Annotated in this window: 24 protein-coding genes and 1 pseudogene; 10 read left to right on the top strand and 15 right to left on the bottom strand. The window is 72.1% G+C overall.

The window, feature by feature from the left end; translation table 11 throughout:
- Positions 1 to 34: 34 nt before the first annotated feature.
- Positions 35 to 790 (bottom strand): decaprenylphospho-beta-D-erythro-pentofuranosid-2-ulose 2-reductase, encoded by a 756-nt coding sequence (locus tag ACFY8W_RS09595; RefSeq protein WP_391102467.1) that lies wholly within the window; start codon positions 788 to 790, stop codon positions 35 to 37.
- Positions 791 to 1,023: 233 nt separating this feature from the next.
- Complete coding sequence (locus tag ACFY8W_RS09590; protein WP_391102466.1) at positions 1,024 to 2,454, bottom strand: FAD-binding protein; 1,431 nt, start codon at positions 2,452 to 2,454, stop codon at positions 1,024 to 1,026.
- Between the two features lie 629 nt (positions 2,455 to 3,083).
- On the opposite strand from ACFY8W_RS09590, the gene ACFY8W_RS09585 reads away from it, so the two are divergent.
- The 4 genes from ACFY8W_RS09585 (at position 3,084) to ACFY8W_RS09570 (ending at position 6,397) form a co-directional block, all read left to right on the top strand.
- Positions 3,084 to 3,659: a phosphatase PAP2 family protein gene (locus ACFY8W_RS09585; protein WP_391103844.1), complete on the top strand. Its 576-nt coding sequence runs from the start codon at positions 3,084 to 3,086 to the stop codon at positions 3,657 to 3,659.
- Between the two features lie 160 nt (positions 3,660 to 3,819).
- Positions 3,820 to 4,755: a decaprenyl-phosphate phosphoribosyltransferase gene (locus ACFY8W_RS09580; RefSeq protein ID WP_391103841.1), complete on the top strand. Its 936-nt coding sequence runs from the start codon at positions 3,820 to 3,822 to the stop codon at positions 4,753 to 4,755.
- 248 nt (positions 4,756 to 5,003) lie between these two features.
- Positions 5,004 to 5,438 (top strand): GtrA family protein, encoded by a 435-nt coding sequence (locus ACFY8W_RS09575; protein ID WP_391103839.1) that lies wholly within the window; start codon positions 5,004 to 5,006, stop codon positions 5,436 to 5,438.
- Positions 5,426 to 6,397 (top strand): YhjD/YihY/BrkB family envelope integrity protein, encoded by a 972-nt coding sequence (locus ACFY8W_RS09570; RefSeq protein ID WP_391102464.1) that lies wholly within the window; start codon positions 5,426 to 5,428, stop codon positions 6,395 to 6,397. The genes ACFY8W_RS09575 and ACFY8W_RS09570 overlap by 13 nt, the downstream gene beginning before the upstream one ends.
- On the opposite strand, the gene ACFY8W_RS09565 is transcribed toward ACFY8W_RS09570, so the two are convergent.
- Entirely contained in the window at positions 6,306 to 7,604 is a 1,299-nt protein-coding gene (locus ACFY8W_RS09565) for a D-alanyl-D-alanine carboxypeptidase family protein (protein WP_391102462.1), read from the bottom strand. The two genes, ACFY8W_RS09570 and ACFY8W_RS09565, sit on opposite strands and share 92 nt — an antisense overlap.
- A 765-nt stretch (positions 7,605 to 8,369) precedes the next feature.
- Positions 8,370 to 8,606 carry an SCO4848 family membrane protein gene (locus tag ACFY8W_RS09560; protein ID WP_391102460.1) on the bottom strand — a complete coding sequence of 79 codons (237 nt, stop codon included), beginning with the start codon at positions 8,604 to 8,606 and terminating at the stop codon, positions 8,370 to 8,372.
- Positions 8,607 to 8,705: 99 nt separating this feature from the next.
- Between ACFY8W_RS09560 and ACFY8W_RS09555 the strand changes: the two are divergent.
- The 3 genes and pseudogenes from ACFY8W_RS09555 to ACFY8W_RS09545 all read left to right on the top strand — a co-directional run.
- Positions 8,706 to 8,867: pseudogene (locus ACFY8W_RS09555) on the top strand (SCO4848 family membrane protein); the annotation flags it as partial.
- A gap of 33 nt (positions 8,868 to 8,900) precedes the next feature.
- Entirely contained in the window at positions 8,901 to 10,193 is a 1,293-nt protein-coding gene (locus ACFY8W_RS09550) for a metallophosphoesterase (RefSeq protein ID WP_391102458.1), read from the top strand.
- A gap of 252 nt (positions 10,194 to 10,445) precedes the next feature.
- On the top strand, positions 10,446 to 12,005 hold the full coding sequence (locus ACFY8W_RS09545) for an ABC transporter substrate-binding protein (protein ID WP_391102457.1): 1,560 nt from the start codon (positions 10,446 to 10,448) through the stop codon (positions 12,003 to 12,005).
- A gap of 66 nt (positions 12,006 to 12,071) precedes the next feature.
- On the opposite strand, the gene ACFY8W_RS09540 is transcribed toward ACFY8W_RS09545, so the two are convergent.
- From ACFY8W_RS09540 to ACFY8W_RS09530, 3 genes are read right to left on the bottom strand one after another with little or no spacing between them, the layout of a single operon-like run.
- On the bottom strand, positions 12,072 to 12,812 hold the full coding sequence (locus tag ACFY8W_RS09540; protein ID WP_391102454.1) for a TetR family transcriptional regulator: 741 nt from the start codon (positions 12,810 to 12,812) through the stop codon (positions 12,072 to 12,074).
- 32 nt (positions 12,813 to 12,844) lie between these two features.
- The gene (locus ACFY8W_RS09535) at positions 12,845 to 13,297 is read right to left on the bottom strand and encodes a DCC1-like thiol-disulfide oxidoreductase family protein (protein WP_391102452.1); all 453 of its coding nucleotides are present in this window, start codon (positions 13,295 to 13,297) and stop codon (positions 12,845 to 12,847) included.
- 25 nt (positions 13,298 to 13,322) lie between these two features.
- On the bottom strand, positions 13,323 to 13,781 hold the full coding sequence (locus ACFY8W_RS09530) for a hypothetical protein (RefSeq protein ID WP_391102450.1): 459 nt from the start codon (positions 13,779 to 13,781) through the stop codon (positions 13,323 to 13,325).
- Positions 13,782 to 13,918: 137 nt separating this feature from the next.
- Between ACFY8W_RS09530 and ACFY8W_RS09525 the strand changes: the two genes are divergently transcribed.
- A complete protein-coding gene (locus ACFY8W_RS09525) occupies positions 13,919 to 14,686 on the top strand; it encodes an alpha/beta fold hydrolase (protein WP_391102449.1) in 768 nt (255 codons plus the stop codon).
- Between the two features lie 207 nt (positions 14,687 to 14,893).
- Here the strand turns inward: ACFY8W_RS09525 and ACFY8W_RS09520 are convergent, their stop codons facing one another.
- Positions 14,894 to 16,117 carry an MFS transporter gene (locus ACFY8W_RS09520; protein WP_391102446.1) on the bottom strand — a complete coding sequence of 408 codons (1,224 nt, stop codon included), beginning with the start codon at positions 16,115 to 16,117 and terminating at the stop codon, positions 14,894 to 14,896.
- A gap of 87 nt (positions 16,118 to 16,204) precedes the next feature.
- On the opposite strand from ACFY8W_RS09520, the gene ACFY8W_RS09515 reads away from it, so the two are divergent.
- A complete protein-coding gene (locus ACFY8W_RS09515) occupies positions 16,205 to 16,849 on the top strand; it encodes a MarR family transcriptional regulator (RefSeq protein ID WP_391102443.1) in 645 nt (214 codons plus the stop codon).
- 178 nt (positions 16,850 to 17,027) lie between these two features.
- Here the strand turns inward: ACFY8W_RS09515 and ACFY8W_RS09510 are convergent, their stop codons facing one another.
- The 7 genes from ACFY8W_RS09510 to ACFY8W_RS09480 form a co-directional block, all read right to left on the bottom strand.
- Positions 17,028 to 18,083 carry a serine hydrolase gene (locus tag ACFY8W_RS09510; RefSeq protein WP_391102441.1) on the bottom strand — a complete coding sequence of 352 codons (1,056 nt, stop codon included), beginning with the start codon at positions 18,081 to 18,083 and terminating at the stop codon, positions 17,028 to 17,030.
- A 140-nt stretch (positions 18,084 to 18,223) separates the two neighbouring features.
- The gene (locus ACFY8W_RS09505; RefSeq protein WP_391102438.1) at positions 18,224 to 18,751 is read right to left on the bottom strand and encodes a hypothetical protein; all 528 of its coding nucleotides are present in this window, start codon (positions 18,749 to 18,751) and stop codon (positions 18,224 to 18,226) included.
- 242 nt (positions 18,752 to 18,993) lie between these two features.
- Entirely contained in the window at positions 18,994 to 19,752 is a 759-nt protein-coding gene (locus tag ACFY8W_RS09500; RefSeq protein WP_391102435.1) for a succinate dehydrogenase iron-sulfur subunit, read from the bottom strand.
- Entirely contained in the window at positions 19,752 to 21,506 is a 1,755-nt protein-coding gene (gene sdhA / locus ACFY8W_RS09495; protein WP_391102433.1) for a succinate dehydrogenase flavoprotein subunit, read from the bottom strand. The genes ACFY8W_RS09500 and sdhA overlap by 1 nt, the downstream gene beginning before the upstream one ends.
- A gap of 24 nt (positions 21,507 to 21,530) precedes the next feature.
- The gene (locus ACFY8W_RS09490; RefSeq protein ID WP_384417739.1) at positions 21,531 to 22,004 is read right to left on the bottom strand and encodes a succinate dehydrogenase hydrophobic membrane anchor subunit; all 474 of its coding nucleotides are present in this window, start codon (positions 22,002 to 22,004) and stop codon (positions 21,531 to 21,533) included.
- Between the two features lie 5 nt (positions 22,005 to 22,009).
- Positions 22,010 to 22,390, bottom strand: coding sequence for a succinate dehydrogenase, cytochrome b556 subunit (sdhC, locus tag ACFY8W_RS09485; protein WP_128982417.1), 381 nt, complete (start codon positions 22,388 to 22,390; stop codon positions 22,010 to 22,012).
- Between the two features lie 192 nt (positions 22,391 to 22,582).
- On the bottom strand, positions 22,583 to 23,128 hold the full coding sequence (locus tag ACFY8W_RS09480; protein ID WP_391103836.1) for a 2-oxo-4-hydroxy-4-carboxy-5-ureidoimidazoline decarboxylase: 546 nt from the start codon (positions 23,126 to 23,128) through the stop codon (positions 22,583 to 22,585).
- Positions 23,129 to 23,338: 210 nt separating this feature from the next.
- On the opposite strand from ACFY8W_RS09480, the gene ACFY8W_RS09475 reads away from it, so the two are divergent.
- Complete coding sequence (locus tag ACFY8W_RS09475) at positions 23,339 to 24,970, top strand: family 20 glycosylhydrolase (RefSeq protein WP_391102430.1); 1,632 nt, start codon at positions 23,339 to 23,341, stop codon at positions 24,968 to 24,970.
- Positions 24,971 to 25,013: the final 43 nt, after the last annotated feature.

Below are 25,013 nucleotides of genomic sequence, written 5' to 3'. Positions count from 1 at the left end.
GACCCGCGCCCGCACGCAGACCCCGCCGGCGGGGTCATACCGGCAGGCGCCGGAACAGCGGTCGCGGCACGTGCCGCAGCGCCGACATCACCACGCGCAGCGCGCCCGGCACCCACACCGTCTCCGAGCGGCGCCGCAGCCCCAGCTCGATCGCCGTCGCGACGGCCTCCGGCGTGGTCGCGAGCGGCGCCTCCTCGCGGCCCGCGGTCATCCGGGTGCGGACGAACCCGGGCCTGACCACCATCACGTGCACGCCCGTGCCGTGCATCGCGTCCCCGAGCCCCTGCGCGAAGGCGTCGAGACCGGCCTTCGACGAGCCGTAGATGAAGTTCGCCCGCCGGGCCCGCTCGCCGGCCACCGACGACAGCACCACCAGCGAGCCGTGGCCCTGGGCCTGCAGGGCCTGGGCACAGACCAGACCGGCCGAGACGGCGCCGGTGTAGTTCGTCTGGGCGACCCGTACGGCAGCGAGCGGGTCGGACTCGTCGCGCACCTGGTCACCGAGGACGCCGAAGGCGAGCAGCACCATGTCGACGTCGCCCTCGGTGAAGATCTTGCCGAGCCGTTCCTCGTGCGACTCGGTGTCCAGCGCGTCGAACGGGACGGTGCGCACGTCCGCGCCGAGCGCGCGCAGCGAGTCCGCCGCGGCGGTGAGGGCGGGCGAGGGCCGGCCGGCCAGCCACACCGTACGGGTACGGCGGGTGATCAGCCGACGAGCGGTGGCGAGGCCGATCTCGGAGGTGCCGCCGAGAACGAGCAGGGACTGGGGTGCGCCGAAGGCGTCCTTCATGGCGTTCAGCCTCCAGGGAGGGAGCGGGACGGGGGAGGGAGGGAGCGGGACGGGGGAGGGAGGAGCGGGACTGGGGAGGGGGGAGCCGGACGGGGGTGGAGGCACAGAACGGGCGGGGCGGAAGAGAGCGAGGGAGGGACAGGAGAGGGAGAGGTGGGGAGGGACAGGAGAGGCGGGGAGGGACGGCGGGGGGCGACCGGGGGCAGAGGGCGAGTCGGCGGGGACGACCGGGATCAGAGGTCGAGTCGGCGGGCGAGGTCCGACATGAACACCGAGTGCGGGTCGAGGGCGGCGCGCAGCTCGCGGAAGTCGGCGAGCCTCGGGTACATCGCCGCGAGCAGCTCGGGCCGCAGCCGCGAGTCCTTGGCGAGGTAGACCCGCCCGCCGGCCGCGACGACCTCCTCGTCCAGCTCGTCGAGGAAGGCGCCGAGACCGCTGAGTGAGGCCGGGATGTCGAGCGCCAGGGTCCAGCCGGGCAGCGGGAAGGAGAGCCAGCCGGGATCGGCCTCGCCGAAGCGCTTGAGGACGGCGAGGAAGGACGGACACCCTCGGGTCGCGATCCGCCGCACGACCCGGCGCAGCGTCTCCTCCTGCCCGTCCCCGACGACGAACTGGTACTGCACGAAGCCGCCGCGCCCGTAGACCCGGTTCCAGTGCGGCACCCCGTCGAGCGGATGGAAGAAGGAGGAGAGCCGCTGGAGCCGGCCCGTGGAGCGGCGCGGCGCCTTGCGGTACCAGAGCTCGTTGAACAGGCCGACCGTGGTCCGGCCGAGCAGCCCCTCGGGGACGTACGCGGGCGCGGGGGGCAGCTGCCCGGGCCGGAAGTCCAGGGGCGCGCGGCGGGCGCGCCGGGCGCGTACCGGCAGCGCGTCGTACGGGGCGTGGTCGCCGCGGGTGAGGACGGCGCGGCCGGTCGAGGCGCCGCGCGCGAGCAGGTCGATCCATGCGACGGAGTAGCGGTAGCGGTGGTCCGTGGCGGTCAGCCGGGCCATCAGGTCGTCGAGGTCGGTGGCCCGTTCGGTGTCGACGGACATCAGCGACGTCTCGACGGGCAGCAGCCGGAGCGTGACGGAGAGGATCACACCGGTCAGACCCATGCCGCCGGCGGTGGCGTCGAAGAGCGGGGTGCCGGGGGCGACGGTGTGGACCCTGCCGTCGGCCGTGAGCAGGTCGAGGGAGACGACGTGACGGGAGAAGGAGCCGGAGACGTGGTGGTTCTTGCCGTGGATGTCGGCGCCGACGGCGCCGCCGACGGTGACGTAGCGGGTGCCGGGGGTGACCGGCACGAACCAGCCGAGCGGCAGCAGCACCTCCATCAGGTGGTGCAGGCTCACCCCGGCGTCGCAGACCACGAGCCCGGCCTCGGCGTCGACGGCGCGGATCCGGGCGAGCGCGGTCATGTCGAGCACGGACCCGCCGGCGTTCTGGGCGGCGTCCCCGTAGGCCCGGCCGAGGCCGCGCGCGATAGACCCGCGGGCGCCGCACGCACGGACGGCGGCCGCGGCCTCGTCGTACGTACGCGGGCGGATCACGCGCGCGTGGGTGGGGGCGGTGCGGCCCCAGCCGGTGAGGGTGTCGATGTCGATGTCGATGTCGACGTCGGTGTCGAGGGCGGAGTCGACGTGGGTGTCGACGCCCGTCTCGAAGTCGGTCTCGGCTGCCATGGAGCGACCGTATAGCCGGGAGTGTCGCTTATGCCGGGATTGGTGGGCGGTTCGTCGAAATGGGTGATTAAACGAGTGTCAGGAAAGCGTGCCGTGCCGAAGGCCGCTTCCGGGCGTCAGAGTCGCCCGTGGTTGACGGCGCACCGGGGAGGCGGGCGAGAGACATGCGAAACGGGGAGTGGGCCGCACCCGGGGCCACCGGCGCCGGGACGGACCCCTGCGGGGACCTGGCGCGGACCGTGCCCCGGGGCGTTCCCGAGGCCACCGACCTGGCGCGGACCGCGTCTTGGGGCGTACGCCAGGCCACTGACCTGACGCGATCCGCGTCCTGGACCGTGCCTAAGGTCACTGACCTGGTGCGGTCCGAGTCTTCGGGTGTGCCCAAGGCCGCCGATCCGGCGCGGACCGCTCCCCGGGGAGTGCCCGAGGCCACCGACTCGGTGCGGTCCGCTCCCCGGGGTGTGCCCGAGGCCGCCGATCCGGCGCGGTCCGCTCCCCGGGGAGTGCCCGAGGCCACCGACTCGGTGCGGTCCGCTCCCCGGGGTGTGCCCAAGGCCGCCGATCCGGCGCGGTCCGCTCCCCGGGGAGTGCCCGAGGCCACCGACTCGGTGCGATCCGCGCCCCGGGGCGTGCCCGAGGTCGCCGACCCGGCACAGTCCGCATCCTGGCTCCCGCGCGGGGGCGCTGCCGACCGGCGCGTGCTGGCCGTGGTGCGCGGCGCCGGGCGGTGGCCCGCCGTGGCCGGGCTCGCCCGCGGCCTCTCGTACAGCGGCGAGCACGCCGCACTCTGGCTCGCCGCCGGAGCCACCGCCGCCGCGCTCGACCCGGCGCGCCGGGCGGCCTGGCTGCGCGGCTCCGCCCTGGTCGGGGCAGCACACCTGGCCAGCATGGGCGTCAAGCGGGTGGTACGGCGCCCCAGGCCGCGCCCCGAGCGGTACGCGCCGCTGGTCCGCACCGCCGGGCGGCACTCCTTCCCCAGCTCGCACGCGAGCTCGGCCGCCGCAGCGGCCGTCGCCTTCACCGCCCTGCACCCGCCGCTCAGGCACGTCGCCGTCCCGGCCGCCGTGGCGATGTGCCTCTCGCGGCTGGTCGTCGGTGTCCACTACCCGAGCGACGTCGCCGCGGGCGCGCTCCTCGGTGCGGCCACGGCCGCGGCCGGCCGCGACTGGCTGCGCGCGACCCCACCGGGAGGCACCCGTGGCTGAACCGGTCGCGTCCACCTCCACAGCCGTCTCGTCGACTGTCCCCACGGCGGGCGGCACGGCCGTCAACGCGGCCGTCAACGCGGCCGTACACACGGCTGTCTCCACGTCCGTCTCCGCCGTCGCACCCGCCCCCTCGCCCGCCCCCGCCATCGGCACCGCCCTGCTCGACCCACCCGACGCCGCACCCGCCCGGCCCGCCGCACGGCCCGGGGCGCTCGCCCTCGCGGCAGGCCTCGTACGCACCGCCCGGCCCCGCCAGTGGGTCAAGAACACCCTCGTCGTCGCCGCGCCCGTCGCCGCCGGGCAGCTCGCCTCCTGGCACAGCGCCGCCCGACTCGGCCTGGTCTTCGCCCTGTTCACGGCCGCCGCCTCCGCCGTCTACCTGGTCAACGACGCCCGCGACGCCACCGCCGACCGCGCCCACCCCGTCAAACGGAACCGCCCGGTGGCCGCCGGCCTCGTCCCCGTCCCCCTCGCGTACGCGACGGGCACGGTCCTCGGGCTCGGCGCGGCGGTCGCCGCCGCCGCGCTGTGCAACGCGATGACGGCCCTGCTCCTCGCCGCGTACCTGGCGATGCAACTCGCCTACTGCGTCCGCCTCAAGCACGTCCTCGTCGTCGACCTCACCGTCGTCACCACCGGCTTCCTCATGCGGGCGATGGTCGGCGGGATCGCGCTCGGCATCCCGCTGTCGCGCTGGTTCCTCATCACCACCGGCTTCGGCGCGCTGTTCATGGTGGCGGCCAAGCGCTACTCGGAGGCCGTACAGATGGAGGAGGCCCGGGGCGCGACCCGGGCACTGCTCACCCAGTACACGGCCGGATACCTCCGCTTCGTCTGGCAGCTGGCGGCCGGGGTCGCCGTCCTCGGCTACTGCCTGTGGGCCCTGGAGAGCGGCGGCGTCGCCAACGGCTCGCTGCTGCCGTGGCGTCAGCTCTCCGTGGTCGCCTTCGTCCTGGCGGTGCTGCGGTACGCGGTCTTCGCCGACCGGGGCACGGCCGGCGAACCCGAGGACGTCATCCTGCGGGACCGGCCGCTCGCCGTCATCGGCCTGGTGTGGGCGGCGATGTACGGCATGGCGGTCGCCGACCTGTGAGCGGCAGCGAACCGGTCGCAGCCTGCGGACGCGTCCGGGGCCGCGGGTACGACGGAGGCCGCGGGTACGACGGAGGCCGCGGGTGCGACGGAGGCCGCGGGTACGACGGAAGCCGCGGGTACGACGGAGGCCGCGGATACGACGGAGGCCGTCCGGGCACCGAGTCGACGGGCCGCCTCGGCAGGGAGTCGACCGGCCGTCGGGGCAGGGAGTCGACCGGCCGTCGGGGCAGCGAGTCGACCGGCCGACTGGGCGGCGAGGTGCTCGGCTTCGCCGTCGCCGGGCTCGCCGCGTACGCCGCCGACCTCGCCCTCTTCCTCTGGCTGCGCGGACCCCTCGGCCAGGACCCGATCACGGCCAAGGCCGTCTCCTTCCTGGCCGGCTGCACGGTGGCGTACGTCGGCAACGCCCTCGGCACCTACCGCCGCCGGGCCGTCGCCCTGCGCGAGTACGCCGTCTTCTTCGCCGTGAACGCCGCCGGAGCCGTCGTCCAGCTGCTCTGCCTCCTCGTCTCGCACCACGGCCTCGGATTCACCTCGGCCCGTGCCGACACGGTGTCAGGACTGGGTCTGGGCATGGTCCTTGCTACCTGTCTGCGATTCTGGGGTACCCGGACCCTTGTGTTCCGGATCCCGTCCCGCGAGGTAGCCGAGGAAGAGGCGCGTACGTCATGGACTGGCTGACCAAACTCCCCGTCGTCGGGCCGTGGGTCACGCGGCTGATGAAGACGCACGCCTGGCACTCCTACGAACGGCTCGACGAGGTCCGCTGGGCCCGGCTCGCCGCCGCCATCACCTTCCTCAGCTTCCTCGCGCTCTTCCCGCTGATCACCGTCGCCGCCGCGGTGGGCGCCGCGCTGCTCTCCGACGAACAGCTCGGAAAGATCGAGGACAAGATCGCCGACCAGGTCCCGGGCATCTCCGACCAGCTCGACATCGCCGGCCTCGTCGCCAACGCCGGCACCATCGGTCTGGTCGCCGGTGCCGTGCTGCTCTTCATGGGCATTGGCTGGGTCGGCTCGATGCGCGAGTGCCTGCGTGCGGTCTGGGGCCTCGACGGCCCCGACGACGAGAATCCGGTCCTGCGCAAGGGCAAGGACGCGATCGTGCTGCTCGGCCTCGGCGGCGTGATGCTGTGCTCGCTCGCCGCGTCCTGGCTCGGCTCCACCGCCGTCGGCTGGAGCGCCGAGCAGCTCGGCATCGAGCACACCGGCCCCGGCCGGGCGCTGATCGAGGCAGCCGCGATCCTGGTGGCGGTCGTCGCCGACTTCCTGATCCTGTCGTACGTCCTGACGCTGCTGCCCGGCGTCGAGCCGAGGCGCCGCGACCTGGTGATCGCGGCGCTGCTCGGCGCGATCGGCTTCGAGCTCCTGAAGCTGCTGCTCGGCGGCTACATGAGGGGCGTCGCCGCCAAGTCGATGTACGGGGCGTTCGGCGTGCCGGTGGCCCTGCTGCTGTGGATCAACTTCACGGCGAAGCTGCTGCTGTTCTGCGCCGCCTGGACGGCCACGGGCAAGACGGCGGCGGAAGCCACGGCGGACGACGGGCAGGCTACGGATTCACGCTCTCGTCGACCGGACCAGCGGGCTCCGTGTCCGGACGGGAACGGCGGGCCGAACCCGCCAGTGGCCAGCGCCGGTTGACCAGGAACACCGCGCCCGCGAGCAGCACCAGCACACCGCCCGCCACGGCGAGCGCGATGCCCACGCCGCCCGACTTCTCCTCGACGGCCGCCGCGTGCTGGGTACCCGAGGGGGCGTTCTTGCCGGGAGCGGGCTCCGTGCCGTTCGAGCTGGTCCCCGCGCTCGTCCCGGGACTGGTGCGGGCCGACTTCGGCGGCACCAGCTCGCCGACGGGCGTCACCTTCCCGGACGCCGCGAAGCCCCAGTCGAGGAGCCGCGCGGTCTCCTTGTAGACGGCGTGCTGCTCCTTCGACGACGGGTTCATGACGGTGACGAGCAGCACCCGGCCGTTGCGCTCGGCTACGCCGGTGAAGGTCGCGCCGGCGTGCGTGGTGTTGCCGTTCTTGACGCCCGCGATGCCCTGGTACGCGGGCACGCCGAGGTCGCCGGTGAGCAGCCGGTTGGTGTTCTGGATCTCGAAGGTATCGCGCTTCTTCCCGGGCTTCTGCTCGCCGGGGAACTTGGCGCGCGCGGTCGCGGCGTACTCCCGGAAGTCCGGCTTCTGCATGCCGCTGCGGGCGATGAGGGTGAGGTCGTACGCGGAGGAGACCTGGCCCGGCTCGTCGTAGCCGTCGGGGGTCTTCACCGTGGTGTCCAGGGCCTGGAGCTCCACCGCCCGCTGCTGCATCTCCTGGACGGTCCGGTCCTTGCCGTTGTTCATGGCGGTGAGGACGTGGACGGCGTCGTTGCCGGAGCGCAGGAAGACGCCCATCCACAGGTCGTGGACGCTGTAGGTCTGCTTCTCCTTGATGCCGACCAGACTGGATCCCGAGCCCAGGCCGGTCAGGTCCTGGGCCAGGACCGTGTGGTTCTGCGTCTTGGGGAACTTGGGCAGCAGGGTGTCCGCGAACAGCATCTTGAGGGTGGAGGCGGGGGCCAGCGGCCAGTGCGCGTTGTGCGCGGCGAGGACCTGCCCGCTCTCCGCGTCCGCCACGATCCACGAGCGCGCGCTGAGCTCCTTCGGCAGCACCGGGGCGCCCGGACCGAGCCGCACCTGGGTGCCGGGCTGAGCCAGCAGCGCCCCGCCGACGCTCGACATCCGGGCGGGCGGCTGCGGCTGCGGGGGCTTGCCGTCCGCGTGCGCGGGGGCGGCGGCGAGAAGCGGGAGCAGCGCGGCGGCGGCGGTCGCCGACAGGGCGGCCTTCGCGGTCATCTTCGAAGCGGACACGATCGAGAACGTACATCCCCGGAACCGCCTTCCGAACCCCGCGGGGCTGTTCGCCCCCGCTCGTCCACCCGTCCGCAGGGCCGCCGGACCTCCCGGTGATACCGGGACCATGAAGCTCAGCCGCCCCGTCTCCTGGTTCCTGCTCGCGTTCGGGGCGTGGAGCTGGTTCATCTGGATCACTTTCTCCATATAGCTGACCGGTAGAGCTTCGACGGCAGAAAAGAACAGGTGAGAGACCTCGCCCCCCCTTCGCTTCGCCCGTGGGAGCCGAGCATCGGGACGCGGTGCGGGTGGCTGTCTGCGCCCGGCAGTCCAAGGCGCGCCCCGACCCCTCCGAGGCGTCGGCGGAAACCCAGGTGGCAGCCGGCGGGACGCCGGCGGCGAGCCGGGGGGTGGGAGGTGATTCACACGTTCAAAGACGTCGGTCGGCCGGGTTGGGATCCAAACGGCATCCGCCCGCCCCGGACCACGTCGCGCTCGTCGAGCGCATGGTGGAGATGTCGTTCGCCGGAACGTCCGACGACAAGATCGCGACGACGCTGGAGTCGGAACAACGGCGGGCTGGACTACTACATGTGCGCCGACCCCAAGGGCCACGCGCTTTGAGCATCAAGCGCAAGGACGCCGATGGCTACGGGGCCCGGCGTGTCTGGGCACGTCTTGCCGCCGCGGACGTCGACGACCACGAGCACAGGGAATGGCCGGCGGAGGCGGCACGAAGAACGCGCGACGCTCGCGGGCGGCACCTTGAGACGGATGATGACCTTACTTCTTGGCCGCGCGGACACCCCGGAAGCCGATCACGCCGACAGCCGTCCCTAGGATGAACGACGTGACAGCGAGGGCGAGGTGGACCCAGAAGTACGCTGTGGGGTTTCCCGCGTCGTCGAACGCGAGGCCGCTCCCGTCCTTCCAGAGGTTCTTCGCGAAGGTCACCCAGATCACCCAAGACCAGACGCCGAACGCGAGCAGGAACCAGGAGACGCGGCGGCTGAGGTTCATGGGGTGTCCTTCGGGGTGGGGTGGCCGTGCCCTGCCAGTATCGAACGGGCCTGCGGTGATCTTGCGGCAGGGTCTCCGTACGCTAACGGTTAGCTTCGTATGTGGAACGACGCGAGCGGACTCGCCTTCGACGACGCCGGCGATCCGACGGGCTACTTCTGGGTTCACCTGCTGCTGGCCGTGGCGTCCTTCGTCTTGGGGACGGTGGTCGGGGTGATCGGGTTGCGTGGCGTGCGCGCGCTTCGGCGCGAGCGCGGCTGACGGAGTACGGGTACGGAGAGAGTGGGGCGGGGCGTGGTCGTGTTCCTGGTGGTACTGGTCGTGATCCTCGCGCTCCTGGGCGCGGTGCACTGGTACGTGTGGCGCCGCCTGGTGCGCGATCTCACGGCGCCCGGCGGCGCGGCCCGTCGGGCCGGTACGGCCGCCGCCGTCGTACTGCCGCTGCTGTCGGTCGCGGCGCTCGTCTCCGGGCGTGCCGGTGCGCCCTTCGTCGTGGAGCAGGTCGTCGCCTGGCCGGGCTACCTGTGGCTCGCGCTGCTCCTGTACGTGACGCTGGCGCTGGTCGTGACGGAACCGCTGCGGCCGTTGCTGCGGCGGCTGCTCGCCCGCCGGGCCGCCGTGGCGGCCGCCCGGGTCCCGGCGGCTCCCGTGCCCGTGCCCGCTCCCGCTGCCGCGGAGCCCGAGGGAGCTTCCGAGGGGCTCGGCGAGGCCGCCCCCGAAGCTCCCGCCCCCACCCCGGCCGCCGCACCGGCCCCCGGCCTCTCCCGGCGTCTGTTCGTCAACCGGATCGTCTCCGGGACCGCTGCCGCGGTCGCCGTCGGGACGGTCGGGTACGGGACGTACGGCGTGCTGCGCGGGCCGCGCGTGAAGCGGGTCACCGTGCCGTTGGCGAAGCTGCCGCGCGGGGCGCACGGGTACCGGATCGCGGTGGTGTCGGACATCCACCTCGGGCCCGTCCTGGGGCGCGCCCACACCCAGCGGATCGTCGACACGATCAACGCCACCCAGCCCGATCTCGTCGCCGTCGTCGGTGACCTGGTCGACGGCTCCGTGGCCGACCTGGGTCCGGCCGCCGAGCCGCTCGCGCACCTCAGGGCCCGCGACGGCGCGTTCTTCGTGACCGGCAACCACGAGTACTTCTCCGGCGCCGACGCTTGGGTCGACCACGTCCGCGAGCTCGGCCTGCGTCCGCTGCGCAACGCCCGCGTCGAGATCGGCGCCGGGTTCGACCTCGCCGGGGTGGACGACGTGGCGGGCGAGCGCGAGGGCCAGGGGCCCGACTTCGGCAGGGCGCTCGGGGACCGCGACCGGTCCCGTACCGCCGTGCTCCTCGCGCACCAGCCGGTCGTCATCGACGACGCCGTGCGGCACGGTGTCGACCTCCAGCTCTCCGGCCACACCCACGGCGGTCAGCTGTGGCCCGGCAACTTCATCGCCGAGCTGGCCAATCCCACCGTGGCGGGGCTCGAGCGCTACGGCGACACGCAGCTGTACGTGTCGCGCGGCGCGGGCGCCTGGGGGCCTCCGGTCCGGGTCGGCGCGCCCTCGGACATCACGGTCGTGGAGCTGGCGTCGAAGCAGGCGTGAGGGGGCGGCGACGGGTCCGCCGGCCGGCGGCGACCCGGTCGGCCTCGGCGCCGACCAGGTGCGTTCACGGAGTGCTTGGTGACCGGTACGTACTGTTCGGCCGCCCGAAATCCCTTATCCCTGGACATATGCGTGCCGTGTGAAGGTTTACTCTTCCACCAGTGAAATTCGTGTGATGGGATGACGCCCATCGCGGCCGGCCGATTTCCGCCGCGACCAGGGGTGGGGCACGCGATGAAGGAAACACGACTCATGCGGTCGACGGTCCGTCTGCGCATTTTGATCACTTGTGGGGTTCTGGTGGTCGCCGGAATCGGAGGCTGGCAGCTACTGCCCTCTGATGACGTGCGGACCGATCCGATCACCGTGGGCACCACGGACGAGGTGACCTCGCTCGACCCGGCCGGCGCCTACGACGCGGGTTCCTGGGCGATGTACAGCAACGTGTTCCAGTCGTTGCTCACCTTCAAGCCCGGCTTCACCACTCCGGTCCCGGACGCCGCCGAGAGCTGCCGTTTCGTCGGCAACAAGCTGACGACGTACGAGTGCACGCTGCGCGACGACCTCACCTTCGTCAATGGCCGCAAGATCACCGGAGAGGACGTCAAATACTCCGTCGAGCGCATTCTGGCCATCAAGACGGACGTCGGTCCGGCGCCCCTTTTCCCGACCCTGAAGAACGTCGAAGCGGACGGCCAGAAGGTCACCTTCCACCTCAGCGGCCGTGACGCCACCTTCCCGCTGAAGCTCGCGACGGGCGCCGGTTCGATCGTCGACCGCACGCTGTACCCGGCGAAGAGGCTGCGCGAGGGCACGGCGGTGGACGGCTCGGGGCCGTACGTCCTCAAGGAGTACAAGCCGGGCGAGGTCGCCCGCTTCGAGCCCAACCCGCGCTACAAGGGCGCGGTCTCCAAGACGGGCCACACGGTCGTCGTGAAGTACTTCCAGGAGTCCGAGCAGCTCGCCGCCGCCTGGAAGGCGAAGCAGGTGGATGTGACGAATCGTCAGATGCCGCCCGGCTTCATCAACGCGTTGAAGGACGCGTCCAGCGACGGCACCCGCATCACGGAGGTGGCGACCGCCGAGGTCCGCAATCTCAACTTCAACCTCCGGCCCGGCTCGGCGATGGCGGACAAGGCGGTACGGCGGGCCGTCGCCGCCGTCCTCGACCGCCCGGCCATCACCACCGGCCCCTACCAGGGCACCGTCGAGCCGCTGTACTCCCTCATCCCGCAGGGCTTCGTCGGCCACAGCACCGCCTTCTACGACGCCTACCCGGAGCCCAGTGCGGCCATCGCGAAGCGGCTGCTGAAGGACGCGGACGTCGACACACCGGTGAAGTTCACCCTCGGACACCGTGCGGACGCCACGTACGCCGCGGAGGCCGCCGAGATCAAGAAGCAGTTGGAGCAGAGCGGCCTGTTCGAGGTCAAGGTCGTCTCGGTGGACTGGAAGGCCTTCCAGAAGGCGTACGCCCAGGGGAAGTTCGACGCGTACCCGATCGGCTGGTTCCCGGACTTCCCGGACTCCGACAACTTCGCCGCGCCCCTCGTCGGCACCGGCAACGCGCTGCACAACGGGTACTCCAGCAAGACGATCGACTCGCTGATCGCCGCGTCGCAGCAGTACAGCGACCGGGCGCGGGCCACCGACGACTTCAAGGCGATCCAGAGCGAGGTCGCCAAGGACGTGCCGCTGGTGCCGCTGTGGCAGAAGAAGGACTACGTGCTGGCCACGGACCAGGTGGCCGGCTCACAGTATCTGTCGGACGGCACGGGCATGTGGCGCCTGTGGGAACTCGGCTGGATCTAGGGCGGGTCTCTCGGGTCGGGCCGGGAGGCCGGCAGGATCCGGAAGACACGCCCCGGGGCCCGTGCGCTAGGGCTTCCGGCCGGCCCGCTTGGGCTTGCCGGAGGCCGCCATCCCCGCCGCGGTCGGCATGAAGTCGGACAGGACGTCGTGGACGTCCGTGACCAGCGGGCGCAGGATCCGGAAGCGGGACAGCGAGATGGCCCGGGCCGTGACCGGGGCGAGCCGCTCCACCAGGCGGCGGCTGTTGGCCGCGCCCTCGGAGCGGTCGTACACCCAGAACAGCACCAGGCCCATCTGCTGGAGCCAGAGCAGCCGCGGCAGCGGCTCCGCCAGTTCCCGGTCCACCTTGACCGCGGCCCCGCGGATGACCCGCCGGTGGACCTCGATCGCCGCCTCCCGCGGGCCCTCGGACTCGGGGGAGAAGGGGCTGAGCGGACTGTCCGGGTCGGCGGCGTTCTTGAAGAACTGGGACGCGAACTCGTGGTACGGCTCGGCGATGTCGAGCCAGGCGAGGAGCACCCCGCGGATCCGGGCCGTCAGGTCCTTCTCGCCGCTCTCCAGGATCGGCTCGACGGCCGCCTGGTGCTCCTCGGCGATCCGGTCGTAGAAGCCCTGGACGAGGTGCTCCTTGGAGGAGAAGTAGTAGTACGCGTTGCCGACGGAGACCCCGGCCTCCTGGGCGATGGCCCGCATCGTCGTCTTGTCGTAGCCGCGCTCCTTGAACAGCCGGAGCGCGGTCTCCAGGATGAGCGCGCGGGTCTGCTCGCTCTTGGGCGCCTTGGCGGCGTTGTCCTGCTTCTCTTCCATCTCTTCCCTCGCGTCCTCCACGGGACCTGAGCCTAGCCGGACGAGCCGGGTGTCCCGCACCGTCCGTCGGAGCAGGCGGTGCCGGCTGCGTCGCCGCCCTCGCCGGGTCCCTCGCCGCGCCCGGACTTGAGTGCCTCGCGCCACTTGGCGGCGGCGAGGACGGTGGCCCGGGCGAAGGGCTGCCCGGCGGGCGTGGCCAGCCAGTGGGCCCGGGGCCGGTGTTCGGCCAGGGCCCAGAGGCAGACGATCCAGGCGGCGGTGGAGCGGTAGATCTGGCCGCCGTCGCCGACGACGGTGATCTCGCGCAGGGTGTCCTCGTGGTCGAGGCCCGGGAACCGCTCGCGCGCCTCCCGGGAGCCGGCCGGGACCAGGTCCAGGGGCACCAGCTGCGGCTGACGGAGCAGCCAGTGCCTCAGGTGGACGCAGAGCGGACAGTCCGCGTCGTACAGGACGGTCAGGCGCCGCACGGGCGCGTTCGGGTTCACGCGTGCTCCCGGCCCGGGCGGGGCGTCAGGCGCCGGTGGCCGGGGTCGCCCAGGGGCCGGGGCCCTGCGGGCCGGTGGGGCCGCCCTTGCCGGGGCCCATCCAGCCCTGCGGCGGCACCGGCGGGACCTGGCGGCGCTCCATGACGCCACGGCGGCGGATCTTGTTGAGGACGTAGACGTTGGCGAGGTGCAGCACGCCGAGGACGAGCAGGACGACGCCGAGCTTGACGGAGAGGGCCTCGAAGAGCCCGCGGGCGTCGGGGACGGCCTCGTCCTGGCTCAGGTAGAGGGCGACGAAGCCGAAGTTGACGAGGTAGAAGCCGACGACGAGCAGATGGTTCACGGCGTCGGCGAGCTTCTCGTTCCCTTGCAGCACGTCGGCGAGGAAGACCTTTCCGTTGCGGCTGAGGGTGCGGGCGACCCAGATGGTGAGCCCGACACTGACGAGCAGGTAGACGACGTACGCGACGACAGTGAGGTCCATGCCCTCACGCTCCCTTGAACGCGTTCAAAGCTGACGTGGATGACTGTAGACCTCTCTTTGAACGTGTTCAAGCCGGGGTGGGCGGGGCCGGGGAAACCCCTGGTGGGGCGGGTGTCCGGCGATCTAGGGTGCGGGCCATGACACTTGCTCACGACGTGGCCGGCGACGGCCCCTCCACCGTTCTGCTGCTCCACTCCGGCGTCTGCGACCGGCGCATGTGGGACGGACAGTTCCACGCCCTCGCCGAGGCCGGACACCGGGTGGTGCGGTGCGACCTCCGGGGCTTCGGCGACACGCCGATCGACCGCCCGCACGTCCACGCCGACGACGTACGCGCGCTGCTCGACCACCTCGGCGTCGAACGCGCCGCGCTCGTCGGCTCCTCCTTCGGCGGCGAGGTGGCCCTGGAGTTCACCGTCCGCCACCCCGGCCGCACCACCGCCCTCGCCCTGCTCTGCGCCGCCGCCCCGGGCCACGAGGCCGGCCCGGAGCTGCGCGGGTTCTTCACGCGCGAGCGCGCGCTGCTCGTGGACGGCGACATCGCCGCAGCGGCCGACCTCAACGTCGACTTCTGGCTCGGTCCGGACGCGGACGCCGACGCCCGCGAGCTCGTCCGCCGCATGCAGACCCGCGCCTTCGAGCTCCAGCTGCCCGCGCCCGACGAGTTCGCGCCCGGCGAGGTCGAGGTGACCGACGCCGACCTCGCCGCGATCGGCGTCCCCGTGCTGGTCGCCACCGGCGCCCACGACGTACCGGACTTCCGCGCGATCGGCGACCGGCTCGGCCGGCTCTTCCCCGACGTGCGCCGCACCGAGCTCGACTGGGCCGGCCATCTGCCCGCCGTGGAGCGCCCCGAGGAGACCGCGAAGCTGCTCCTCGACTTCCTCGGCTCTCCCACCGCCTGAGGCGGCGGAGGGCCGTCCCCTCCCGGAGGGTCACGGGGGCCGTTGAAGACCGCAGTGGAGGGCCCTCAGGGGCGCCGCGGGGGGCCGCAGAAGGCCGCAGAGGGGGGACGCGGCGGACGGCAGACGGCGGACGTTGGGCGCAGGGGGCGCCGGGGCGCAAGGGCGTAGGGGGCCGCGGAGGGCGCCGGAGCACCGGCGCGGGCTCCGTCAGCCGCTCCTGAACCGCCGCACGCCCGGCACCAGCGCCGTCCCGAGACAGCAGGCGGCCACCGTCACCGCCGCGGCCACCAGCGGGAGCTCCGGCCCCCAGGCCGAGGCGGCGAGCGGTGCCAGGGCGTAGCCGAGCGGCATCGCCGCGAAGGAGAGCAGCCAGTCGTACGAGGTCACGCGCGCGAGCACGTGTTCCGGTACGGCCCGCTGCACCGCGGTCTCCCAGACCGGTGTGAGGAACCCGAGCCCCGCCTGCGCGAGGCCGTACGCGGCGAAGACCGCCGGGCCCGGCGCGTGGGCCGCCAGGAGCAGCAGCGGCAGCGCGTACAGGGCGAGGCCCAGGTTGGCCGCGAGGACCGGGCGCCGGGGGCGGATCCGGTCGGCGGCCAGCGAGCCGGCGAGCAGCCCGATCGCCCCCACCTGGAGGAGGCCCGCCCAGGCGAGGTCGCCGCCGAACCGGTCGAGGGCGAGCGCGGGGCCGAGCGTCATCAGGACGGCGGCGGCGCCGTTCCATGCGCTGTGCCCGACGAGGCTCGTCCAGTACCAGTCGCGGCTGCGGACCTCACGCCAGCCCTCCTTGAGGTCGGCGAGCACCGACCGGCGCGGCGGCGCGGCCACCCGCTCGACCCGTACGGCGCACAGCAGCGCGGCGCTGACCGCGAAGCTCGCGGCGTCCAGGACGAAGGCCCAGCCGGGACCCACGGTCACGATCAGCGTCCCGGCGAGCGCCGGACCGCCGACCCGGCTCGCGCTGTGCGCCACGGCCATCGCCGCGTTCGCCCGCTGCAGTGCCTCCGCCGCGACCGTGCCCTTGATCAGCGGCGCGGTCGTGGGCATCGCGAAGGCGCCCGCCGCGCCGCCGAGCACCTCGACGACCGCGATGACGCCGAGCGACGGCGTACCGCCCAACAGCTGGATGCCGACGACCAGTTGGGTCGTGCACCGGACGAGGTCCATGGCCAGGGCGACCGTCCTGGCGTCGAACCGGTCGCCGACCACGCCGCCGAGCGGCAGCAGGAGCAGCTTCGGCACCATCGAGCAGGCGAGCACGAGCGCGAGTGCCGAGGTGGAGCCGGTCGCCTTCAGTACGGCGAGGGCGAGCGCGGCCGGGATGACGGCGTCGCCGAGGAGGGAGAGTGTGCGCCCGGCGAAGAGCAGCCGGAAGGAGCGGGTGCGCAGGGGATGGGGGAGGGGAGGCCGGTCGAGAGCGGTGGCAGGCATGAGGCGCAGAGTATTTCGGTACCGAATAATTCGTCAACGAAATACTTCTGCCGTGGTTCGCCCGCGCCGCCGACGTACGATCACCCCATGGCACCGACCGAGACCCCGAGCGCAGAGGGACCGGGCGCGGAGCAGCAGGGCTCCGAGCAGCCGGGCGGGCCCGCTTCGCCGGGCTCACCCGCTCCCCAGGGCTCACCCGCGTCCCAGGGCTCACCCGCGTCCCTGCGCGACTGGACGGACGAGCACGTGGCCCGCTGGCAGCCCGTCCTGCCCGGCCTCGACCCGGTCGTCGAGGGCGCGGTCACCCGGATGAAGAAGCTCTCCGTCTACTTCCGTCGCGTCCGCGAGCAGTCGCTCGTCGACTTCGACCTGGAACGCCACGAGTTCGACACGCTCCACAAGCTCGCCGGCCGCGGCGGAAGCGCCGCGCCCTCCGAACTCGCCCAGGACCTCGACCTCGCCCCGGCCTCCGTCACCGGCCGCCTCGACGCCCTGGAGAAGCGGGGCTTCGTCCGCCGTACCCAGTCCACGACCGACCGCCGCCGGGTGATCGTCGAACTCACCGACTCGGGCCACGAGACCTGGCTCGGCGCCATGGACGTCCTCGGCCACGAGGAGTACCGCCTCCTCGGCGTCCTCGACCCCGAGGAGCGCGCCACCCTCAACGACCTGCTCCGCCGCATCATGATCGCCGCCGAGGAGGACCCCACGGTCCCGCACTGGCACGGCTAGCGTCCTCTCGCCTCAGATCTGGCCCTGATCCGTCTCTGATCCGGCCCTGATCCGCCCCCGACCCGTCTCTGATCCGGCCCTGATCCGCCCCCGACCCCTCTCTGATCCGGCCCTGCGCAGCACCTTCACCCCCGAGCGGCGGTGCCGCCCTGATCCGGCCCGATCGGCGAGGCGCTTCCTAGCGCGTCACGCCGCCGAACGCGGCGCCGGCTATCTTCTCGATCCGCTCGACCTCCTTGTCGGCGTCCTTGCCGGTCGCCAGCAGGGAGTACACGAGGACCCGCTCCAGGCCCGCCGTGGCGAACACCCCGCTCGCGTGACCGTGGTTGGTCCCCGTCTTGCCCCAGATCACCGTCCCGTCCTTCAGCGCGATCCGGTTCAGCCCGCCGTAGCTGAACTCGGCCCCCGGCACCTCCGGCATCGCGAACAGCAGCCGCCGCTCGGCCGGGCGCAGCAGCCCGCCGCGCATCAGCGCGGTCGTGAAGCGCCGCAGGTCGGAGGCGTTGGACACGAGTCCGCCCTCCGCCCAGGCCCACTCGTCGGCCGGCAGCCTGGTGTGCCGCAGGCCGAGCGGCCGCAGCACCCGGTCGTCCAGCTCCTCCGCGTAGGTCCGGCCGGTCGTCTCCTCGACCACGAGGCCGAGGATGAAGTAGTTGATGCCGTTGTACTGGGCGACGGTCCCCGGGGCGGCCGGAGTCCCGCAGGAGACCGCGGATCTGACGATCTCCACCGGCGTCCCCGGGCGGACGCACCGGGGCTTCTGCAGCCCGCTGGTGTGGCTGAGGAGCTGCCCCACCGTGATCGGCGCGTAGGAGTCCGGCAGCAGGCCGGGCAGCAGCTCCTGGACCGTGTCGTCGAGCGACACCCGGCCCTCGCCGACGAGTTGGAGCACGACGGCGGAGGTGAACACCTTGGTGACGCTGCCTATCGCGAACTCGGCCTCGACCGGCGCGGTCCACTCGCCGGCCGTGCCGCTCCACCGCCCGTCCCGCCCCGTCACCTTCACCATGGCGCCCCGCACGTACGTGTCGGGCAGTCCGGCGAGCGCCTCCCGCATCGCCGCGGGATCGACCCGGCCGTCGGCCGTGGCCGCCACCGCCGGAGCCGCCACCGCCGGAGCCGCCGGGGAAGGAGCCGTCACGGCGCCCGCGGGCACGGCCGCACCCGCCACCACCAGGGCGGCCACCGCCGCGGCCGTCGTCCAACGGGTCTTGTTCATCCACGAGTTCGTCATGGATCAAGGTTCCCGCCCGACCGCCCCTCCGGACCATCGGGGACCACCCTGGTCCACCCCTGAGGCGGAGCCCTGAGGAAGATCCCTGAAGGAGAAGGGGCCTTGGGGGACGACCCTGAGGGGTTAACCCTGAGAGCCGCTCAGACGCTGAGCGAGCGGGCGAAGTTGAGCTGACCCATCACCCAGTGGATGGTGTCAGGACCGGTCGCCGGGATCATCGTCGAGTGGTGCTTGCCGCCGCTCGTCACCGTGACCTGGATGAAGCCGGTGGTCTGCTTCTCCTTCATCAGCAGGAACAGCAGACCCAGCAGGCAGAGCACGAAGAAGATGATCGCGAGCACGATCGCGACCGTCGGGATCTTCTCCTCGGTCCGCGACATGTCCATCGCGTTCCACACCGCGCCCTTGAGCGGCATCGCTCCGGCCGGCGTGATGATCTGGTCGCCGACCACGGTGATGTCGCCGAGGCTCAGCAGCGGAGCCCCGCCCGCCATCGGCATGGCCGGTACCGGGGCGTGCTGCGGCGGCACCGGGACGCCGCCCGGCAGGGTCGGCTGGTAGGCGGGCGGCGTCTGCGGGTAGCCGTAACCCGGCGCCCCCGCCTGATGGCCCGGCCCCCACTCGTAGTTGCCCGAGTCGTCCGACTTGTAGGGGTTCGGCTCGCTCATGGTCCCCGTCCTTCCTTGCCCGTCAACACTGCCCCAGATCCTGGCACATGCGGCCGTGTCCCGGAGCGTCCGTGCTCCCCGTACATGCGAAGGGCCCCGCCCCCCTCGACCGAGGGAGACGGGGCCCTGCCGCCGGCCGCCGGACGCCGGTCGCGGGAGCGACCGACGTCACGGCGGCGCAGCGGCCCGAAGCCTGTGAGGCTCCCCAGGCGCCGAGCGGCGCGAGGGGCGCGTCGGGAAGACTAGAAGCGACGCGTGATCAGCGCGCGCTTCACTTCCTGGATCGCCTTCGTGATCTCGATGCCACGCGGGCAGGCGTCCGTGCAGTTGAACGTCGTGCGGCAACGCCACACGCCGTCCTTGTCGTTCAGGATCTCCAGGCGCTGCTCGCCGGCCTCGTCACGCGAGTCGAAGATGAAGCGGTGCGCGTTGACGATCGCGGCCGGACCGAAGTACTGGCCGTCGTTCCAGAAGACCGGGCAGGAGGAGGTGCAGGCCGCGCAGAGGATGCACTTCGTCGTGTCGTCGAAGCGCTCGCGGTCCTCGGCCGTCTGCAGCCGCTCGCGGGTCGGCTCGTTCCCCTTGGTGACCAGGAACGGCATGACGTCCCGGTACGCCTGGAAGAACGGCTCCATGTCGACCACGAGGTCCTTCATCACCGTGAGGCCCTTGATGGCCTCGACCGTGATCGGCTTCTCGGGGTTGATGTCCTTGATCAGCGTCTTGCAGGCGAGGCGGTTCTTGCCGTTGATCCGCATCGCGTCCGAGCCGCAGATGCCGTGCGCGCAGGAGCGGCGGAAGGTCAGCGTGCCGTCGAGGTCCCACTTGATCTTGTGGAGACCGTCGAGCACGCGCTCCTTCGGGTCGATCTCGATCTGGAAGTCCTCCCAGACCGCCGCGTCCGAGATCTCGGGGTTGTAGCGGCGGATCCGGAAGGTGACCGTGATGTACGGGGACGCGGCGGAGTCCTTCTCCACCTTGTCCAGAACGGGGGTAGCCATCAGTACTTACGCTCCATCGGCTGGTAGCGGGTCTGGACGACCGGCTTGTAGTCGAGACGGACGGTCTCGGAGCCGTCCTCGCCGACCTCGCGGTACGCCATGGTGTGGCGCATGAAGTTGACGTCGTCGCGGTTCGGGTAGTCCTCGCGGTAGTGACCGCCGCGGGACTCCTTGCGCGCCAGGGCCGAGACGGCCATGACCTCGGCCAGCTCGAGCAGGTTGCCCAGCTCGATGGCCTCCAGGAGGTCCGTGTTGAAGCGCTTGCCCTTGTCCTGGATGGACACGTTCTTGTAGCGCTCGCGCAGCTCGGCGATCTTCTCGACGGCCGTCTTGATGGTCTGCTCCGTGCGGAACACCATCACGTTGGCGTCCATCGTCTCCTGGAGCTCACGGCGCAGGTCGGCGACCCGCTCGTTGCCCGTGGAGTTGCGAAGGTTCTCGATCTGCTCGACGACGAAGGCCTCCGGGTTCTCCGGCAGCTCGACGTAGTCGTTCTTGGCGGAGTACTCGGCGGCGGCGATGCCCGAGCGCTTGCCGAACACGTTGATGTCGAGCAGGGAGTTGGTGCCGAGGCGGTTGGCTCCGTGCACGGAGACACAGGCGACCTCGCCGGCCGCGTACAGGCCCGGGACGACGGTGGTGTTGTCCGAGAGGACCTCACCCTCGACGTTGGTCGGGATGCCGCCCATGGCGTAGTGCGCGGTGGGCTGGATCGGGATCGGGTCCGTGTACGGCTCGATGCCGAGGTACGTACGGGCGAACTCGGTGATGTCCGGGAGCTTGGCGTCCAGCTGCTCCGGCGGGAGGTGCGTCAGGTCCAGGTAGACGTGGTCGCCCTCGGGACCGCAGCCGCGGCCCTCGCGGATCTCCGTGTAGATGGAGCGGGAGACGACATCACGGGACGCGAGGTCCTTCATGACCGGCGCGTACTTCTCCATGAAGCGCTCGCCGTCCTTGTTGCGGAGGATGCCGCCCTCACCACGGGCGCCCTCCGTCAGCAGGATGCCCATGCGCCAGATGCCCGTCGGGTGGAACTGGAAGAACTCCATGTCCTCCAGGGGCAGACCGCGGCGGTAGCACGCGGCCTGGCCGTCACCGGTCAGGGTGTGGGCGTTGGAGGTCACCTTGAAGAACTTGCCGGTGCCGCCGGACGCGTAGATGACCGCCTTCGCCTGGAAGACGTGGATCTCGCCGGTGGCCAGCTCGTACGCGACCACACCGGCGGACTTCTTGATGCCGTCGACCTCGGTGATCAGCTGGTCCAGGACGTAGAACTCGTTGAAGAACTCCACGCCCTCCTTGACGCAGTTCTGGTACAGCGTCTGGAGGATCATGTGGCCGGTGCGGTCCGCGGCGTAGCAGGACCGGCGGACCGGGGCCTCGCCGTGGTTGCGGGAGTGACCGCCGAAGCGGCGCTGGTCGATGGTGCCGTTCGGGGTCCGGTTGAACGGCAGGCCCATCTTCTCCAGGTCGAGGACGGCGTCGATGGCCTCCTTCGCCAGGATCTCGGCGGCGTCCTGGTCGACCAGGTAGTCACCGCCCTTGACCGTGTCGAAGGTGTGCCACTCCCAGTTGTCCTCCTCCACGTTGGCCAGCGCGGCGGCCATGCCGCCCTGCGCGGCGCCCGTGTGGGAGCGGGTCGGGTACAGCTTCGTCAGCACGGCGGTGCGGCTGCGCTTCGTCGCCTCGATGGCGGCGCGCATGCCGGCGCCGCCGGCGCCGACGATGACGGTGTCGTACTTGTGGATCTTCATGACGTGGTTACCTCAGCCCCGTGCCTAGCGGATGTTCGGGTCGAAGGTGAAGATCACCAGCGTGCCCAGAAGGATGGTGAACACCGTGGCGGTGTACAGCAGGCCCTTGAGCCACAGGCGCGTGTTGGCGCGCTCCGCGTAGTCGTTGATGACCGTGCGGAGGCCGTTGGCGCCGTGCAGCATCGCGAGCCACAGCATCAGCAGGTCCCAGACCTGCCAGAACGGGGACGCCCAGCGGCCGGCCACGAAGGCGAAGCCGATCTTGGAGACGCCGCCGTCCAGGAAGAGCTGGATCAGCAGGTGGCCGAGGACCAGGACGACGAGGACGACGCCCGAGAGGCGCATGAAGAGCCACGCGGCCATCTCGAAGTTGCCTCGCGTCGCCCGCGGGGTCTTGCCCGTGCGCTTGCGGGGGGCCTCGATGTACGGGGCCGGGTTGTCCACGTCGTAGCCGGCGCCTTCGACGGGGCCGATCGCGGTAGAGGTGTCAGCGGACATGTGCGTCAGCTCCCGAACAGTTCACGTGCGGCGTGGCCGAGGACGGGGTAGAGCGAACCCGCCATCAGCACGACCCAGATGCCCACGACGGTCCAGAGCATCTGCTTCTGGTAGCGGGGGCCCTTGGCCCAGAAGTCCACGGCGATGACACGGAGACCGTTCAGCGCGTGGAAAAGGATGGCGGCGACCAGGCCGTACTCCAGAAGAGCGACGATCGGCGTCTTGTAGGTCGCGACGACCTCGTCGTACGCCTCGGGGGAGACGCGGACGAGAGCGGTGTCCAGCACGTGTACGAACAGGAAGAAGAAGATGAGGACGCCGGTGACTCGGTGAGCCACCCAGGACCACATTCCTTCCCGGCCGCGGTACAGCGTTCCAGCCGGCACGGAAAAACCCTCCGGGAGCGGGGATCAGGGCCGGCCGGCTTCTCTGTCGGTCTGGCCCGGCCGGGTACGGTCCACCGGCCCCGGTCATCGTAGCGACGACTTGTCGGTTCGCTCGCGCGGGGTCCATAGGTGTGATCAAACAGGCACGGACGGGCTATCGTCCGACCCCGAATCGCCGTATTGCGGGCGAACTCACCGCGCGGCGATCGAACGCGTGAGCCGGGTGCGGGCGAGCCGGCGCAGTTCCTCCGCCGCGATCACCCGCTCCTCCTCCCTTTCGTTGCCGAGGCGTGACCGGATGCCCGCGAGGACCTGGTCGAGCCGCTCGCCCGCCGGCACTCCGTCCAGGCTGATCACGAAGGCGTGGCCGAAGCTGCTCTCGTACGCGGCGAGGGCGGCGCCAAGCGCGGTGCGGGCGGCCGGCGGCGCGTCAGGGTGCGGCAGTGCGGAGGTCTCGCGCGACAGCGCCTCGTCGAGGTCCCGGCCCGACAGGTCGTATCCGGCCTCGTCGGCGGCGGCGAGCAGCGCGTCGAGGGTCGGGTACGGCCGGTGGGCGGCCACCCGTTCGGCCCAGCGGCGGCTGCCGCAGCAGTCGAGCAGCAGTGCCTCGGCCGCGGTGGGCGGGTCCGCGTTGAAGCGCACGAGCCCGGTGAGGTGCCGACCGGTGCCCTGCTGGGCAGGTATGGCAGCGGGAGTGACCCCGGTCCTGCACGGGGCGGCGTGGGTGTCGCTGGTCAGCGGGGACTCCGGGAGCGAGACGTGGAGGTGTCGGGGAGAACGGTGGGGAGGATGTGACGCCACGCTATCGGCGGGAAGGGGGAAGTGTCCGACGGATGCGCGAATTTCACCTGGACGAGTGGGTTTCGTCGGCAGGGTCGACGGTGCGGCCGGAAGGGCAGGAAGGCCCCGGGATGCCGCGATTCGCGTGGTGAGGGAGGATTCCGGGTGATGCGGTACTCCATACGGGGGCCCCGCCGGGGCCCCGCACTCCTGGCGGCCGCGGTGGCACTGGCCACCGTGGCGGCCTGTTCGAACGGATCCTCCGCCGGGCCGCCGGCCGGGACCGTCGGCACCGCCTCGACCGGCGCGTCCAGCCCGGTCGTGAGCAGCCCGCCGCCGAGTCCGCCGCCCAGCCCGACGCCGACGAAGACCTATCCGCTGTCGAAGGCGCCGCAGGTCGTCCCCGCCGTGCTCGCCCACCGGGCGGCCCGCGGCCCCGGCTGGAAGCCGGGCCCGGGCACCGGTGTCGTGGTCGCCGAGAAGGACGCGTTCGCGCTGGCCGACGAGGCCCGGCTGATCGCCGCCGAGCTCCGCGTGCCGTACCGGGGCACCGCCGCCGCCCGGCCGGGCGACGTCAGCCTCGCCCTCGGCGGGTCCGGTGCCGCCGAGTCGTACACCCTCACCGTCCGGGACGGCGGCATACGCATCACCGGGCCCGACCAGGCCGGGGTCTTCTACGGCACGCGCACCCTCAAGCAGTCCGTCAGGTCCACCGGCGCGATGCCGGAGGGCGTGGTCACCGACGCCCCGGCGAAGCCCCAGCGCGGGCTGATGGTCGACATCGCCCGCAAGTACTACACCGCCGACTGGATCGAGGGCCGGCTGCGCGAGATGGCCGACCTCAAGCTCAACCAGCTCGGGCTGCACTTCTCCGACGACCAGGGTTTCCGCATCGCCTCCGACACCCACCCCGAGGTGGTCTCCCAGCGGCACCTCAGCAAGGCCGAGGTGCGGCGGATCGTGCAGCTCGCCGCGAGCCTGCACATCACGGTCGTCCCCGAGATCGACTCGCCGGGACACCTGGGTGCGGTCATCGCCGCGCACCCCGACCTGCAGCTCGTCAGCGCGACCGGCCGCGCCCCGCGTGGCGCCGTCGACATCTCGAAGCCCGCCTCGGCGAGGATCGTCGACGAGCTGCTCCGCGAGTACGCCGGGCTGTTCCCCGGCGCGTACTGGAACCTGGGCGGCGACGAATACGTGGCCCTGATGTCGAAGAACCCCGAGGCGACCTATCCGCAGCTGGCGCGCGCCGCGACCGCGAGGTACGGGCCGTCGGGCCGGGTCCAGGACCTGGCGACCGGCTGGCTGAACGACCGCGCGGCCGTGGTCCGCCCGACCGGCAAGGCCATGCGCGCCTGGAACGACGGCTTCTTCACCGGCGGCGTCACGAGCGCCGACAAGGACCTCCAGGTCGCCTACTGGACGGGCAAGGAGATCGGGGCCAGGACGCCCGTCTCGTATCTGAGCGCCGGCCGGAAGATGATCAACTACAACGACAAGTACCTCTACTACGTGCTCGGCCAGCCGAACCAGTTCGTGTACCCGACCGGCCGCCTCATCTACGAGCAGTGGACCCCGCTCGTCCTGCGCGGCAGCACCCCGGTGCCCGCCCGCTACGACCCCCAGATCCTCGGCGGCAGCTTCGCGATCTGGGGAGACCTCCCGAACGCCCAGACGCAGGCCCAGGTGGCGGCCGGCATCCGGATGCCGCTGACGGCGACCGCCCAGAAGCTCTGGGACGCCCGGAAACCCGCCATCAGCTGGGCGGCCTTCCAGGCGCTGGCGGCGCGGGTGCGCTGAGGCGGGCGCGCCGCCGTCCCTGCGGCGGGCGGGATGCCCCGGC

This window comes from Streptomyces sp. NPDC012637 (assembly GCF_042954805.1).
Taxonomy (GTDB): domain Bacteria; phylum Actinomycetota; class Actinomycetes; order Streptomycetales; family Streptomycetaceae; genus Streptomyces.
This window is presented reverse-complemented; position numbering and strand designations above follow the sequence as displayed.

Excerpts from the sequence above, each read along its gene's own strand:
- ACFY8W_RS09505 (WP_391102438.1), bottom strand. The coding sequence starts at position 18,751 with ATGAGCGAGCCGAACCCCTACAAGTCGGACGACTCGGGCAACTACGAG.
- ACFY8W_RS09560 (WP_391102460.1), bottom strand. The coding sequence starts at position 8,606 with ATGAACCTCAGCCGCCGCGTCTCCTGGTTCCTGCTCGCGTTCGGCGTC.
- sdhA (WP_391102433.1), bottom strand. The coding sequence starts at position 21,506 with ATGAAGATCCACAAGTACGACACCGTCATCGTCGGCGCCGGCGGCGCC.
- ACFY8W_RS09515 (WP_391102443.1), top strand. The coding sequence starts at position 16,205 with ATGGCACCGACCGAGACCCCGAGCGCAGAGGGACCGGGCGCGGAGCAG.
- ACFY8W_RS09570 (WP_391102464.1), top strand. The coding sequence starts at position 5,426 with ATGGACTGGCTGACCAAACTCCCCGTCGTCGGGCCGTGGGTCACGCGG.
- ACFY8W_RS09520 (WP_391102446.1), bottom strand. The coding sequence starts at position 16,117 with ATGCCTGCCACCGCTCTCGACCGGCCTCCCCTCCCCCATCCCCTGCGC.
- ACFY8W_RS09540 (WP_391102454.1), bottom strand. The coding sequence starts at position 12,812 with ATGGAAGAGAAGCAGGACAACGCCGCCAAGGCGCCCAAGAGCGAGCAG.
- ACFY8W_RS09490 (WP_384417739.1), bottom strand. The coding sequence starts at position 22,004 with ATGTCCGCTGACACCTCTACCGCGATCGGCCCCGTCGAAGGCGCCGGC.
- ACFY8W_RS09595 (WP_391102467.1), bottom strand. The coding sequence starts at position 790 with ATGAAGGACGCCTTCGGCGCACCCCAGTCCCTGCTCGTTCTCGGCGGC.
- ACFY8W_RS09530 (WP_391102450.1), bottom strand. The coding sequence starts at position 13,781 with ATGGACCTCACTGTCGTCGCGTACGTCGTCTACCTGCTCGTCAGTGTC.
- ACFY8W_RS09590 (WP_391102466.1), bottom strand. The coding sequence starts at position 2,454 with ATGGCAGCCGAGACCGACTTCGAGACGGGCGTCGACACCCACGTCGAC.
- ACFY8W_RS09500 (WP_391102435.1), bottom strand. The coding sequence starts at position 19,752 with ATGGCTACCCCCGTTCTGGACAAGGTGGAGAAGGACTCCGCCGCGTCC.
- ACFY8W_RS09475 (WP_391102430.1), top strand. The coding sequence starts at position 23,339 with ATGCGGTACTCCATACGGGGGCCCCGCCGGGGCCCCGCACTCCTGGCG.
- ACFY8W_RS09545 (WP_391102457.1), top strand. The coding sequence starts at position 10,446 with ATGCGGTCGACGGTCCGTCTGCGCATTTTGATCACTTGTGGGGTTCTG.
- ACFY8W_RS09525 (WP_391102449.1), top strand. The coding sequence starts at position 13,919 with ATGACACTTGCTCACGACGTGGCCGGCGACGGCCCCTCCACCGTTCTG.
- ACFY8W_RS09510 (WP_391102441.1), bottom strand. The coding sequence starts at position 18,083 with ATGACGAACTCGTGGATGAACAAGACCCGTTGGACGACGGCCGCGGCG.